The sequence below is a fragment of the Neolewinella agarilytica genome (genome assembly GCF_900110645.1).
Lineage (GTDB): Bacteria > Bacteroidota > Bacteroidia > Chitinophagales > Saprospiraceae > Neolewinella > Neolewinella agarilytica.
On sequence record NZ_FOFB01000021.1, the window covers coordinates 34,809 to 49,398 of the forward strand.

A 14,590-nucleotide genomic window follows, 5' to 3' on the forward strand; every position below is an offset into this window, starting at 1 on the left:
TTTATTGATATAAACTTCCTAACTCCACAGTACCGGCACCCACACGGTCATTTCACTTTTCCCCCGGTTGGACCAGGCGTAGTAAGGCACAAAGGAGGCATCCCGTCGTTCCCACTCCGGGCGCTGCATACGATGATACATTCCTGCGTCGGGGTGCTTTCGTAGTTTCAACTCCGCACTTATGGTAGTAATGCCGCCAAGCAGCTCACGCTGGTGTACAGGCCTGAGCGGATGATCTCCAGACAGGTATACGTCCAGAATACTGGTACCCTCCGGCAGGTCCGGAGATTCAATACAATAGACCAGCGGTCCCCGCATGACGGCTACCTGATTGCGCACTTCTTCAATTCGGGGGTGCCCCTCCACCAGGCGGGGCTCCATGGGCATTTCCAGGGTGAGACGATCTCCGGCCCGCCAGCCCCGGTACAGCCGCAAGAATGTTCCGGGCGCTACTGGTTCATTTACCTCGGTTCCGTTGATAAATACCCTGGTGCCTTCGGCCCAGGCCGGAATCCGTGCGTAGAGGCTGAACGGGGCGTCCGGACAAGCTTTTATCTGTACCTCTACTCTTCCCTCCCAGGGATAATCTGTAACCTGGGCTAGCTCAATTTGCGCACCGTCAAGAAACGTCGTTTTCAGTTTGTTACCGCCATAGAGGTTGATGGCGATTCCATCTTCGCGCAGGCTGTAAGCCCAGCCGGAGACTTTAGCGATAGTCCGAACCAGATTAGGGGGGCAACAGAAGCAGGGAATGTAGGGCTCTCTTTCGGCAGACTCTGTGCAATCCGGATCGTTAGTATACTCCCGGGCACCGTGCGTCATCCGCAGAGGATTAGCATAGAAGTAATGCTTTCCATCAGCACTAATCCCCACCAGAGCGCTGTTGAAAAGCACCAGCTCTATGATTTCTGCGTACTTCGCCTCACCGGTGATGCTCAGCATTCGCCAGTTGAACATGGCGTTGGCAATATTAGCACAGGTTTCATTGTAAGCGGTGCTGTTAGGCATCAGGTAATCGTCCACAAAGCCTTCGTGGATCATGTTCTGGTCATCCCTGGCTCCATGATGCACCTGCCCCAACGCTCCGGTGATATACATTTTTCGTTCGATGGCGCTTGACCAGATGCGCTTTAGTGCATCCAGTAGCTCTTTTTCTCCGGTTTCTGCATAAACATCTGCAGCACCGGCGTAGAGATACATGCCGGTAACGGCATGCCCGGTTGCTTCGGTTTCCTGCCGGAGGGGAGTCTTCATCTGGCACTGATCACCGGTAAACCAATAGGGAACGCTGGGGTGAAGCTCCAAAGGAACGGCCCCCCGCATATTGACAAAGGTCTCGGCCAGCTTGAGGTAGCGCTTTTCCCCCGTCGTGCGGTAGAGTTCCACCAGTGCCATGATCTGAGAAGGATTAAACCCGAATCGGGCCAGCGCCTCCGTTTGTGGCTCAAACACATCACCGAGGTAGTCAGCGTGCTTAATCGCAATGTCCAGCCAATTGGTTTTTCCCGTCACCCGAAAGTGAAGACAAGCGCCGGTAATCAGGTGACCGCTGTTGTAGAGCTCATGATTGGTAACTTTAGTCCAGCGCCCTAAGCCCTTAATCTGAACGTGAGTAGACAAATAGCCATCTGCTTCCTGCGCCTGACCGATAACCTTTATGATATCGTCGAAGCCTGCAATCACGCTTTCGTTGCCCGTGTTTCCGTAAACGTGGATAGCAGCTTCCATCCATTTATAAAAATCGCCGTCGTGCCAAAGCATGCCTTTGGCTTCGCCTTGCATCAGGCCGGCAGCGATTTTGAAGTTATTGTAGGCATGACCAATGTCTCCCTGTAGTAGAGCCCCCATGTAGGGAATCATGACCTCTTCGCATTGCCGGAACTTCTTAGCCCAGAACCCTTCCGTCCATTGGCAATCTCCAATGTTTATACTCTTACTCTGAGCGAAGGTGCTTTGGGAGGTGTCCGTAATGGAGCGGCGGTGTGGTGTTGTGGCAATCATTTATCTCAATTCACTTTTTGTATTGATAATCAACTGATAAGAGGTCTTACTTTCTAATCAACTTCTCCTGGATCTCTTCAATCGTCAGATTCTTGGTTTCAACGAGATAGCGGGAAAGAATCAAGAGGCCAACCCCGACCATTAGCGCATAGAAAAGGAAAATGCTGCTGCCACCCATTGTGGCTAGCTGCCAGGGGAAAAACTGCTGAACCAGATAGCTCGTGACACTCGTGATAAGCGCGAAAAAAGGTATCGCGACGCCCCGCAATCCAATCGGGAATATCTCCGAGAAAAGCACCCACATAATGGGGCCAACGGAGAAGTGGAAGGCTGCGATGAAACTTAGTATACCAATCAGGATAAGGGTCCCGGGAAGGTCAGCCGCTTTTTGCAGCAGTATGCTGCTAAAGTCACGCGCCTCCGCCTCTCCGAGTGATGCGGCCAGGGCCGCTTTATACTCCGTATCACTTTGGTATTCCGTCCCTACCATCCCACTCAGGCGTTGGGCGTTCGGTAAATCCGTCATCTCCGTGAGGTCTTCTTCGCTTAGGGTATATCGTGCCTGACTGAAGCCGTAAGAACAAACGCCCAGGCTGATCATAATCCAAACCAGCCCGCCAATGATCATTGGTTTTCGGCCAATTTTATCAATCAACAGCAATGCCAGAACGGTAAAGACGATACTGGTCAGCCCAAACCAGATTGCTTGCTGAAAGGCGGCATCCGTTCCCAGTCCCAGTTGCTCAATAACCTTAGGGGCGTAGAACATAATGGCGTTAATACCGGTCGCCTGTTGTACAATAGCAATGGTCACGGCAATAATCAGCGTTACGCGCAGTGGCTTACTGAATATGTCTCGCATTTGAGCCATGGTGGAGCGATCATCAGCGACCTCTTCCATGCTCAGTTGCATATCAGCTAATTGAGCATCTACCTCCGTTTCGGGAAGGAGCTTTTGCAGTACTTCTCTGGCCTCCGCTTCCCGCCCCCGGTAAACGAGCCAGGCAGGGCTAAGAGGAATGAAGGAAAGTAATAATAACCAGATAATGGACGGCGCAATTTCCATCGCCAGCATCCATCGCCAGGTGTGCGTACTGATGCCCCAGTCCTGCACCCAAACCCAGGGCTCTGCCGCCAGATCAAGAATCAGGTAGTTAACGAAGTAGGCACAAGAAAGACCCAGGACGATATTGATCTGATTCATGGACACCAGCTTCCCCCGCCAGGCGGGCGGAGAAATCTCTCCGATGTACATAGAAGACAACGAGATGGAGCTGAAGGCCAGACCACCCAAAAACCGAGCCCCCACCAGGCTCCAGTAGTTTGGCGCTAAAGCAGAAGCAATGGCGGAAACGACATAGAGCAAGGCGATAATTTGCAGCGTACGTTTCCGCCCCAGGGCATTACAGGCATAGCTGGCAAAGGGAAGAGCAACGATAACCCCCAGGCCGGGTGCCCCTACGGCCATTCCCAACTGCAGGTCCGTCAGGCCGAATTCAGCTGAAATGAAGTTGACTGTGCCGGAGATCAGGGCCGCATCCAGGCCAAAAATGAAGCCACCCAATGCGACAATCGTCGCATAAGTAAAAGCTGTCCTTTGAAATTTATTCATCGTATACGGGTGGTCTGATGCATGAACTGCGTTGGCTTAGTGAATCACTATTTCCATATCACAGGCAGAAAAACGGTCATTTCACTAATCCCCCGGTTATTCCAGGAGTAGTAAGGAACCAGTTGGGTAGAATAGGTCGTCCAGTCAGGCTTAGTCACCTTGCGGTACATTCCTTCTTTCTTATCTTGTCTGAGCTTTACGTCGGCATTAATAACGGTTACCCCGCCAAGAAAGTCACCGCGATGTACCGCTTCAAACTCCTGGTCACCGGGCAGGTAAACATCCAGTATTTTCGTGTCTTCTGGTAAATCAGGCGTTTCCATTGCGTACACAATTGGTCCACGCTTCAGCGCTACCTGGTTGCGTACCTCCTCGATGAGCGGGTGGCCTTCTACCATATTGACGGGCATGGGCATTTCGAGGGTAAGCACGTCGCCCTTCTTCCACTTTCGGTTGATGGTGACATAGGTGCCTGGCATCACTTCAACATCGGCGGTCTTTCCATTTATCAACACCTTTGCCTCGTCGGCCCAGGCAGGGATGCGAAGCTGGAGGTCAAAAGCCTTTCTTTTTGCCTTTTTAACCGTCAGTTTTACGGTTCCATTCCACGGGTAAGCCGTTTCCTGCTCCAACTCAATCTCAGAACCATCCAACAGGCTTGTTTTGAGCCGGTTGCCGCCGTAAAGATTGACGGCAATGCCGTCATCCGTTTTGCTGTATGCCCAGGCAGACATCTTCACTAAGGTTCTGACCAGATTAGGTGGGCAACAGAAGCAGTCGATATAGGGCTCCCGACAAGCAGATTCTGTGCTGGAATAGTCCCTTTGTCCCTTATTCATTCGCAGGGGATTGGCGTAGAAATAATCCTTACCCTCCAGACTGATGCCCACCAACGCACTGTTGTAGAGCACCGTTTCCATCACGTCAGCATATTTGGCTTCGCCTTTGAGCCCGAGCATCCGCCAGTTAAACATAGCGTTGGCAATGTTGGCACAGGTTTCGTTATAGGCCGTGGCATTGGGCATCATGTAATCATCAATGAACCCCTCATGGACCATGTCAAAGGGCTTACTTGCTCCGTGGTGCACCTGACCCAACGCACCGGTCACATACATTTTGCGGTTAACGGCACTGTCCCAGATGCGCTCAAGCGCATCTACGATGGCTTGCTCTCCGGTTTCGGCGTAGACATCAGCGGCACCGGACCAGAGGTACATCCCCAGAACGGCATGACCGACAGCTTCCGTTTCCTCCCGTAAGGGCGTTCGGTTTTGGTGCTGGTCTCCGACGAAAAAGAACGGTACAGTATTATCAGCAGGCATCGCGTTGCGCTTACCGACTTTATTACTTCCCCGGTTATCCACGAAGGTCTGGGCTAACTCCAGGTAGCGTTTGTCTCCTGTTGTCCGGTAGAGCTCTACCAGCCCCATAATCTGCGATGGGTTAAAGCCAAAACTCTTTAAACTGGCAGGTGTTGGCTGAAACTTTTCGTAGAGGAAGTCTGCGTTCTTTTTGGCTATGTCCAGAAAGTTCGTCTTTCCCGTTAGTCGGTGATGAATGCATGCACTCGTGATCAGGTGCCCGCTGTTATACATTTCATGGTGGTTAACTTTTGAATACCGCGGGGTCCCCTTGATCTGAGTATGCGTGGAAAGGTATCCATCATCCTCCTGTGCCTGACCGATGATGGCAATGAGCTCGTCAAGTTCTTCTACGATTCGCTCATCTTTATTCATCCCGTAGAGGTACATAGATGCTTCCATCCATTTATAGAAATCACCGTCGTGCCACCACATTCCTTTGGGCTTTCCTTCCATCAGGCCGGCAGCTATTTTGAAATTGTTCAGGCCATGTCCGACATCGCCCTTCAACAGCGTGCCCATATGTGGAACCATGGTGTGTTCCGCTACCTTTACTTTGTCCGCCCAGAAACCCTCGGTCCATTCGCAGTCTCCAATATCGATACTTCGGAAAGTGACGTGCGGACTGTTTGCATTATTGATGATACCTTTTTGCTGGGCAAAGATTGACAGCCATAGCAAAGAGGTCAGGCAGAAGATGAATAGTCGTTTCATTGGTTACATGATCATTAGTGGTAAAATGGGGGCAGGCGCGAACGCCCTGGCAGGCTTGGCGGGGACCGCAGGTGCAGGGGATTGCTTAAGGGAGCAAAGGGGAGGTAGTTTAATCCCTTGCGATCAGAATGATCGCCCTGCGGACAAGCATTGCTCCTTTACCCTAACCTTTGCACCAGCGGACGCGCCACCTCTGTATGAAGCAAAGAGACGGGAAAAAATGAGGTCGAACTGGCCGTATTTTAACTCCATGCTGTCCATCATTACCCATTTACCGTTAAAAACATATTATTATGAATTCAATTCTACTGTTTTGATTTTGCGGGAATAGCCCGCAAAATGTGTTCAAAGTGTTTTCTCAGTCCATTATAATCCCCGGCAGCTATTAACGCTTTATTTAGCAGCGAACTCCCCATGCCTACACCCGCCACTCCGACTTCAAAAAAGGAGGCAATATTCTGCAACGAAACGCCTCCGGTGGGGATCAGCTTAATCTGTGGTAATGGTCCACTCAGGTCTTTTATGTATTTAGTCCCCAGCTGGCTGGCCGGGAATACTTTTACGGCCGTCGCTCCCAGGCGCCAGGCGCGGTAAATTTCCGTTGGGGTATACGCCCCCGGAAATACGGGGATTTCCTGCCCAACGCAGGTGGTCACCACCTGCTCGTCAAGAATGGGCGTTACGATGAAGCCCGCTCCTGCGGCCAGTGCCTGCTCCAGTTCCGCTGGCGTACAGACCGTTCCCGCACCTACGTTGAGCTCCGGAAAGCGGCGCTTAACCTCGGTAATTATACCCGCAACGTTCGGCGTATTCATCGTCACTTCCAGCGTGTAAAGTCCCGCTTCCAGCATCGTCTCGGCGATCCGGTAACAATCTTCTGCGGACTGGTTCCGGATAATCCCAACCACGGGAGCCTGCCGAAATAATTCCATTGAAAAGGAGGAAGTCTTAGTCATTCCGTAGCATAATTTTGCGCTGCCCTGACAGCAGGGCCCGTTGCAGCTCTTCCGCCCCAAAGACGGTTAAACGATCGGGGCCAACTAATTCCTGCAACGCCCGCTTGTAGAGTAATAATAGTGGACCGGAGCCGGCCAGATAGCAGAATTCATCATTTGTGTTGGATAAATACCGAAGTTCATCACCAATCAGCAGGCCACTGAGCTGTAAATAGCTTTTTCCCGGGTCAGCCTGCCTAAGCACATCACCGGCCCGAATGGAAAAAAGATGACTGGCGGCACCGTCTTGCGCACCGGCCCGAAGGCCGGACAGATACGCCCCTTCGTTAGCCACATCAAGGGCTTCCGGACGGAGAGAATTAGACAGGATACTTTTACTGGAGAGCAGTTCGAACAGCTCGCCCGTCATGTAGGATCCAAAATCGGTAAAGGCTCCCTGCCGGTAATTCAGGTGTTTACTGTGTGTGCCGGGGAGCAACAACACTCCTTCACGGTCGGCCTTCATTAATTCGAGCAAGCCCAGCGCCTGCGTCTCTTCACCACGCATCATTCCGGTGCTGCTTTTCACCCCGGAGATAATGTGCAATGGCTGTCCACCCTCAAGTACGTATTCTTCCACCCTGAAGCCAGCAGCATCCGCCGTGATGGGTAACTCTCCGTAAGGCAGGTCAACCATGCCAATATTGGCCGAGGCCATACCGGAAACTACCACGGGTTCCCTCTGATATTCATCAGGTATTCTGCCTATTTGACCACTGAGATACCGGGCAAAGTGGGCGTAACGGTCGCCCGTACCTGCCCGTAAGAACTCGTTGTTCAGGTCACGAATCCCAAGACCGCCCGTCAGCTCAAACGCTACGTCAAGGGTAATACTGCTAACGACTCTGAGGCGGAAGTTTGTGGTCCCCCAGTCGCAACTAATGAAGTAATCGGGTTTTCTTTTCATAAAGTAATGGCCTGACTTACCCGTTTACGGATCAGATAATCGTCCAGGGCGTAAGGGGAGCAATCTACGCCAAAACCACTGTTTTTGATGCCACCATGAGGCAGGTAAATATCGTACTTGACGCCATTGAGCTGTACTTCTCCGAACTCAAGCTCACGGGCAAAGAAATCCATGGTCTCCTGGCTGCCGGTAAATACGTAGGAAACCAGGCCGCTATCCGTTTCGTTGGCCAGGGCAATTACTTCCTCCCGGGTAGAAAAGGGAACGATGATGGCTACCGGGCCAAATATTTCCCGCTGTAAAACGGAGGCCTCCGGATCATTGAGCCGGAGAACAGTAGGCTCGTAGTAGTAACCGGGGCGGTCCAATTCACTGCCTCCAAAAACCAACTCTGCCCCCTGCGTTTGCGCCTCTTTGACAATGTCATCGACCTTGAGCACAGAAGCACGGTTCGTAAGCGGGCCCATATCCGGATTTTCTTCCTTCCCAAAACCAATGCTAGTCGTCCGGAAGCGCGCTTCCATTCCTTCTGTAAATGCATCGATCACTGACTCGTGAATGTAAAAGCGGTTAGGCGCAACACAAATCTGACCGCTATTACCCACCTTGAGTGCGACGCCAAGATTGATTGCTTGCTCCAGGTCCGCATCTTCAAAAACGATGAAGGGCGCGTTACCACCACATTCCATGCTAAACCGTTTCAGAGACGTAGCACTGCTCTGCCGGATCAGCTTCTGAGCTGTTTCCGTTGAGCCGATCATCGTAATTAATCGTGGAATGGTGCTTTCACACAGAGGAATGCCTACGTCCTGAACGTCTCCGCAGATAACGGTTACCACTCCGGCCGGAAAACCAATCTCGTGGCATATCTCTCCGATGATATAAGCGGAAAGCGGTGAGAACTCCGACGGCTTGATAATGATGGAACAGCCCGCAGCCAGGGCCGGTCCAAGCTTGAAACCAAGATTTAACAGCGGAAAGTTATAAGCTAGGAAGGCAACGGTAACACCTACGGGCTGTGAAATTAAGCGATGGGTGTGGGTTCCTTCCCGGTCCGGAATATCGGTGTCTCCCCTACTCTCCATCTCCGTGGCGTAGTATTGCAATGAATTGGAAATGCTGGTCAGGTCTTCATCCGTTCCCGCCCATACTTTTCCCATTTCGTGAGAAATGGCGTGGCGCAGATAATCTCTCTTTTCCAGAATACCAGCCCGCAGTTTTGTCATCCATTCCTTTCTGCTCTCAAGGGGTAAGACTGACCAGGCTTTGAATCCCCGTTGTGCACTTTCCAGGGCTTGTTCGGTATCCTCTTTACCCGCCCAGGCAATGGTAGCAATTACGGTTTCATCTCCAGGGCATATCACGTCAAATGTCTTACCCGAAGCTGCCTCGCGCAGTTCTCCGTCGATGTATAGTTTCTTATGACCGAAGTGCATAGTCACGCTGTTTTTATTAGTTATGTATTGTTAGCTCAGGCCGTTGGAATATCCGAGTACGATGGTGGCAACTATCAGGATAAGCAAACCGAACAAAAGGGTCATGAAAGGTCCTTTGGCCCCGTCCCATTCCTTGTTCAGGTAAGCCCAGATATTACTGACAATGAGGGACACCCCCAACAGGATCGGCCAGCCAATAACCGGGCCGATATCTCCCATCAGGGTAGCTCCCTGGCCATAAACGCCAAGTGCACCAAACCAGAGCAGTCCGGCAGCAACAGACCAGGAGTAGGCTTTCCCCGACCCCGCCACGGAGAAAGAAGCCCAGCTTTTGTTTTTGAAGAGCAGGAAAATGGCGTAGCCTGCATTCATCAGGTAAGCGCCCAACAAAACCACCACCCAAACGGCCAGGCTTGTGTTTCGGGTTATCACCCCTGCTTCTGCCGCGATCTCCCCGACGGGTTGGGCACTCACAAACCCAACGTTGAGCAAGGCTGACAGTACACCGCTGAGCAGAGCGATTACCAAGCCTGCTTTAAGGTTCGAGCCACCATCTACCTCCTGCTTAAGGAGACGGTCTCTTTTAACACCAGCGTAGGCGGTAATGGCCACCCCAATGAGCATCAGCAGTACCCCACCAATCACGTAGGGAAATGCGGCCATGCCGGTTACCTCTTCCAACTGAAAGAAGGGAATCAGGCAACCCACCGCTGAGCAGACGCCCATAACGATGCCATAAGTGAGTGAGATCCCGATATAGGGGATACTTTTTCCGAAGAGGATACCGCCAATTCCCCAGAGGAAGCCGTAAAGCATTCCGGTCCAGATAGCTTCGGACGGCGCCGCAGCGATGATCCCAAACAGATCAGGGACGACAAGTAAAGCCCAGCTCAGCGGAAAAACAATCATAGCTACCGTGGCGTGTAGCAACCACCAGGCTTCCCACTTCAGTGGCTCCATGTGTTTCATGCCTACACCAAAACTGCCTTGAAAAACACTGGCAATAAGTACCAGAATGAAAGGAAAGCTTGCTTCCATGATGACTCGGATTAATTCGTTAGTTTGATAAGTAAAAAGGTGTTCCGGGTCTGCTTCAACTTACTTTCTTCCCGTTTTGAGCGGGGAGCGAATAATACGCTAAGACATCTTCATCGACTTCAAATCCAAGCCCCGGACGGCTGGGAACATCAATGTATCCATCCTTCATGCAAATGCATGGAGAGGTAAGTTTATCCCGAATGCCGTTACTCGTCCGATCGTATTCAATATAAAAATCGGGCGGAAAGAGGCGTCCGGGAACGGGTTCCAGGTTAGCAATAAAGTGGAGTGCTGCATGAAAGGCAATTCCGGTTCCCCAGGTATGAGGAATAATCTCGACGCCGTAAGTAGATGCAAGGGCCGCAATACGTTTGGCTTCCGTTAAGCCGCCAGCGGAGCAGATGTCTATCTGCAAAATGTCTACCGAGTTGTTTTTAAGCAACTCATGATGGCCATATCTCAGGTACTCACATTCTCCTCCGGCAATGGGAATGCTCGTTTTGGTTCTGAGTTGCTGATACTGCTGGTGAAACTCCGGTGAGATGGGTTCTTCAAACCAACCAATATCGTAGGGTTCAATCTTACGGCAGAGCTCAGTAGCTTCCCGCAGGGAATAAGCGTGATTGGCATCTACCATCAGCTTTGTGTCTGGCCCAATGGCTTTCCGTACTTCCCGCACGTTAATCAGGTCTTGCTCCGGGGTAAACCCTACTTTCATTTTGATGGCCCTGAAGCCTTGCTCAATATAACTGACGGCTTCCTGGGCCAGGCGGCTCGCTAAATTCTCTCCCTGAGAGAAATACAGCCCGGTAGCATAAGGTAATATCTGCTTGCGATGCCTTCCGCCAAGCAAAACACTAACGGGCTGGCCAAAAGTCTTACCCTTAATATCCCATAAAGCCAGGTCAATGGCACTGATGGAAGCTACCAGTATACCCCGACGGGCGTAGTCAAGTGTTTTGCGGTACAGGTCAAACCAAATGGCTTCCTGTTCGAGCGGGTTCTTCCCGATCAGCATCGGCTGGAGAAGCTTAATGCCGGCCTCCAACACATCTGCGGGGCCATAACCTTCTCCCCAGCCAATGATGCCGCATTCGGTGCTCACTTTCACAATACAAATTCGTCGCTCCGAATACGCCCATTGTGAGAAGAAGAAGGATTCTTCCAGCTGATCAGATAATAGGTAGGTCTCAATCTTGGCGATCTTCACGAGTTAGACTTTTAGATAGTGGAACAAAGCTAGCCGCTGAGGAAATCGAAAACCAGCAGGTAATTATCCATGGCAAGCAGGATATTAACTGCCCTGATGCAGTAGGCTACTTCCGAGGGATCAATATTGGCTAGGTCCTAAGATAAGCCGGGGGTGTTTTAATCCTTTCCGTCCTGCTATCACAGAACTTCATTTTTCTACACCATAAGTTTCTCAGGCGCTCACGCAGGTGCAAAGAAGGTTTTAGGGGCAATGATTCTACCGCGTATGCCTTAGCTTACGGATAGGCCCTGGCCAACAGCTGCCATATTGTGCGTTCCGAAAAAACAGAAAAACAACTACCATGCAAAAACACTCTTTTCTCCCCTACCTGCTTTTAGTCTCCTTCACCTTCGGATGTCTCTTGCTCAACGGGCAGGTAGAACTTAGCGGCGAGCTCAGGAAGTGGCACAAAATCACCCTGACCATTGATGGCCCCAATACCAGCGAACTGGCGAATTACAACCCCTTTCTTCATTACCGAATGGACGTAACCTTCCGCCACGACTCTGCCACTTACGTTATTCCGGGTTATTTCGCTGCGGATGGTGATGCGGGTAACAGCAGTGCTGACAAGGGGAACAAATGGCGTGCTCATTTCTCTCCGGGCCACACAGGAGAATGGACCTGGACCGTTAGTTTTCGAAACGGCACGAATGTGGCCGTTAGTGACAACCCCAATGCCGGAGAGATTGTCGCCGGCGCAGATGGCTTACACGGGCAATTTTCGGTTTCTCCTTCTGACAAGACCGGAAAGGACCTGCGGGCAAAAGGCCGGCTCTTATTTCATGGCCGCCAGTACCCCGTCTTCGCCGAAACCGGAGAGTACTTCATCAAGTCCGGCACCGACGCACCAGAGAACCTGCTTTCTTACGCCGACTTCGACGGTACTTTTCACAATGATGGCCTGAAGGACAATCTGGTTAAAACCTGGGCACCACATCTTTCCGACTGGAAAGCCGGAGATCCTACCTGGAAAGACGGTAAGGGAAAGGCACTCATCGGCGCCATTAATTACCTGGCCGGTAAGGGGCTCAACGCCTTCAGCTTCCTGACGAATAACATTGCCGGAGACGATATGAACGTCTTCCCTTACGTCAGTTACCACAACTACGAGCGGATTGACGTCTCGAAAATGGACCAGTGGGAGATCGTCTTCAGCCACGGTGAACGCCTGGGGATGTTTCTTCACTTCAAACTGGCCGAAGTGGAGAATCAGGGCTTACTCGACGGCGGAGATCTGGGCCCTCAACGAAAACTCTACTATCGGGAACTCATGGCCCGCTTCGGGCACCACCTGGCCCTCAACTGGAACGTAGGCGAAGAGAATGGTCTGTGGATGAAAAAACATACAACCCCCTGGCAGAACACGACCCAACGACTGGCTATGGCCCGCTACTTTTATGAGAATGATCCCTACCGCCACCACGTCGTTATTCACAACGGTCAGCAGTTTTATGATTTGCTCGGTCCGGAAAGCCGGTATACCGGATTATCCTACCAGACCAGTAAGCCTGATTTCCGCGAGGTGTACCCCAGCATTCGGCGTTGGCTGGAACTTTCCAAACGGCAAAAGGTAAATTGGGCCATTGCCATTGACGAACCCGGAGACGCACAGCACAGCCTCGTGCCGGACGCCGATGATGACGGCGTACACGACAACGCTCGCCAAAACGCCCTCTGGGGAGCCATTATGGCCGGCGGGTGGGGCTCAGAATGGTACTTCGGCTACAAGCACGCGCACTCTGATCTCTCCTGTGAAGATTTCCGCAGCCGGGATAAGTTCTGGGATCAGGTACGCTATCACCTGGAGTTTATGGAGCAGGCTAATCTGCCGCTGAAGGAAATGTCTCCCGCCAATGAATTGAGTTCTTCCGAGAACGACTGGATTCTGGCCAAGAAAGGAGAGGTATACCTGGTACTGCTCAAGATGGGAGAAAAGCCCGACAATCAACTGATTCTGCCCGGCGGCAGTTACAGCATTCGTCTTTTCAACCCCCGCACGGGGAAAGATACAGGCTCAATGCAAAAGGAGTCCCCGAAGAATGGAAAGATAACGCTACCAAAGCCTCCGTCTGAGATGGATATGGATTATATCGTACTGGTGAGAAAAATTTAAGAAAATTATTCAAGGGAATTTAAACGGGTTCAATCAACAATTCGCAAAAAGCCTTGTCTTAGGGATACACCTAAATCCAATTAAAGCATGCGTTTTCTGTTCTTCTTCCTGCTTTCGTCCTGTAGCATCCTATCGGCTCAATACAGCAAAGGCACCGTGTATTTTGGCCAGGAGTCCGGCATTGAATTCCTAAGCGTTACTGACGGTTTATTCGGTGGCTTTGGTATGCGGGCTCGTGGCGGCTATTTCGTGCGTGACCGACTACTGCTGGGGGCAGCCGTTGAAGCGGGAGATTTTGCCAGTATTTCTAGCAGAAATCAATTTCAATTCACCCCATTTGCTCGTTATTATTTCCCCTTGGGCAAATCTAGAAATGCCCAGTTATTCAGTGAAACGGGCCTGACAATAAACTTTGACGAACAAGCAGCATTATCGCCGTCAATCGCTTTGGGCGGCGAATACCAAATAGCACCAGGAGCCATGCTCACGGCTACGGTTCGCCATAATTTTAATACACAACGACTACCAAGACTTTTTACGCTGGGGGTCGGCCTTAATGTACTGTTCGGCGAACAGCACAGTCTGGATCCTGCGCTTGGGCACGTAAACAAAGCAGGAGACCTCCTGCTCAACCCCAGCATTGGTAACGCTGCTTTAGGGTTGAACTTCAGCACTGAATATGCTTTCGCGACTGTGCAGCTGGATGGCGGTTTTTTTCTCTCCAATCATCTGGCACTAATGGTACGGGCTGGATACAATACCTTCAGAGCAGACGTCGGCACAGATATTCTTCCCCGCAACCTTACCTCCAATGAAACAGTACTCGGGATGGGGCTGCGCTACCAGATCAATAATGGTAAACAGTGGCAGCCTTACGTTCAGGGGGGATTACAACGTTTAAGGCGTGAACAAGCGGGTAATCAGTACTTCATTAATGGTATATCATTCGATGAAATATCTTTCAAGCACTTATCATTCGACGTTGGAGCAGGAGTAATGTATCATTTATCAACTACCGTAGCATTAGACCTGGGCCTGAGCTGGTTGCCCATCATCCAGAGTCAATATCCTTTTATACCGCCCGGTGATCAGGTAGCGGCTAATTTCCGGATCGTAGTCTTTCCCTCCCGTTCCGGCCAAAATTAGTTAATCAGGCAA

The 14,590-nt window shown here is 51.3% G+C and carries 9 protein-coding genes and 1 pseudogene; 2 read left to right on the top strand and 8 right to left on the bottom strand.

Going from position 1 to position 14,590, the window contains the following annotated elements:
• Positions 1-18: 18 nt before the first annotated feature.
• The 8 genes and pseudogenes from BM123_RS17160 to BM123_RS17195 form a co-directional block, all read right to left on the bottom strand.
• Positions 19-2,001, bottom strand: coding sequence for a glycoside hydrolase family 127 protein (locus BM123_RS17160; RefSeq protein ID WP_090170903.1), 1,983 nt, complete (start codon positions 1,999-2,001; stop codon positions 19-21).
• A 46-nt stretch (positions 2,002-2,047) separates the two neighbouring features.
• Positions 2,048-3,616: pseudogene (locus tag BM123_RS17165) on the bottom strand (sugar porter family MFS transporter); the annotation flags it as partial.
• A 44-nt stretch (positions 3,617-3,660) separates the two neighbouring features.
• A complete protein-coding gene (locus BM123_RS17170) occupies positions 3,661-5,688 on the bottom strand; it encodes a glycoside hydrolase family 127 protein (protein ID WP_090170908.1) in 2,028 nt (675 codons plus the stop codon).
• 305 nt (positions 5,689-5,993) lie between these two features.
• Positions 5,994-6,644: a bifunctional 4-hydroxy-2-oxoglutarate aldolase/2-dehydro-3-deoxy-phosphogluconate aldolase gene (locus BM123_RS17175; RefSeq protein ID WP_090170911.1), complete on the bottom strand. Its 651-nt coding sequence runs from the start codon at positions 6,642-6,644 to the stop codon at positions 5,994-5,996.
• On the bottom strand, positions 6,637-7,590 hold the full coding sequence (locus BM123_RS17180) for a 2-dehydro-3-deoxygalactonokinase (RefSeq protein ID WP_090170914.1): 954 nt from the start codon (positions 7,588-7,590) through the stop codon (positions 6,637-6,639). The genes BM123_RS17175 and BM123_RS17180 overlap by 8 nt, the downstream gene beginning before the upstream one ends.
• A complete protein-coding gene (locus BM123_RS17185; protein WP_090170917.1) occupies positions 7,587-9,026 on the bottom strand; it encodes an aldehyde dehydrogenase family protein in 1,440 nt (479 codons plus the stop codon). Before BM123_RS17185 ends, BM123_RS17180 begins: the two co-directional genes overlap by 4 nt.
• Before the next feature lie 30 nt (positions 9,027-9,056).
• Positions 9,057-10,064 carry an L-rhamnose/proton symporter RhaT gene (locus tag BM123_RS17190; protein WP_090170919.1) on the bottom strand — a complete coding sequence of 336 codons (1,008 nt, stop codon included), beginning with the start codon at positions 10,062-10,064 and terminating at the stop codon, positions 9,057-9,059.
• Positions 10,065-10,119: 55 nt separating this feature from the next.
• Positions 10,120-11,274 (bottom strand): mandelate racemase/muconate lactonizing enzyme family protein, encoded by a 1,155-nt coding sequence (locus tag BM123_RS17195; protein WP_090170922.1) that lies wholly within the window; start codon positions 11,272-11,274, stop codon positions 10,120-10,122.
• A 343-nt stretch (positions 11,275-11,617) separates the two neighbouring features.
• On the opposite strand from BM123_RS17195, the gene BM123_RS17200 reads away from it, so the two are divergent.
• Complete coding sequence (locus tag BM123_RS17200) at positions 11,618-13,432, top strand: DUF5060 domain-containing protein (RefSeq protein WP_090170925.1); 1,815 nt, start codon at positions 11,618-11,620, stop codon at positions 13,430-13,432.
• Positions 13,433-13,519: 87 nt separating this feature from the next.
• Positions 13,520-14,578 carry an outer membrane beta-barrel protein gene (locus tag BM123_RS17205; protein WP_090170927.1) on the top strand — a complete coding sequence of 353 codons (1,059 nt, stop codon included), beginning with the start codon at positions 13,520-13,522 and terminating at the stop codon, positions 14,576-14,578.
• The last annotated feature ends 12 nt before the right edge of the window (positions 14,579-14,590 follow it).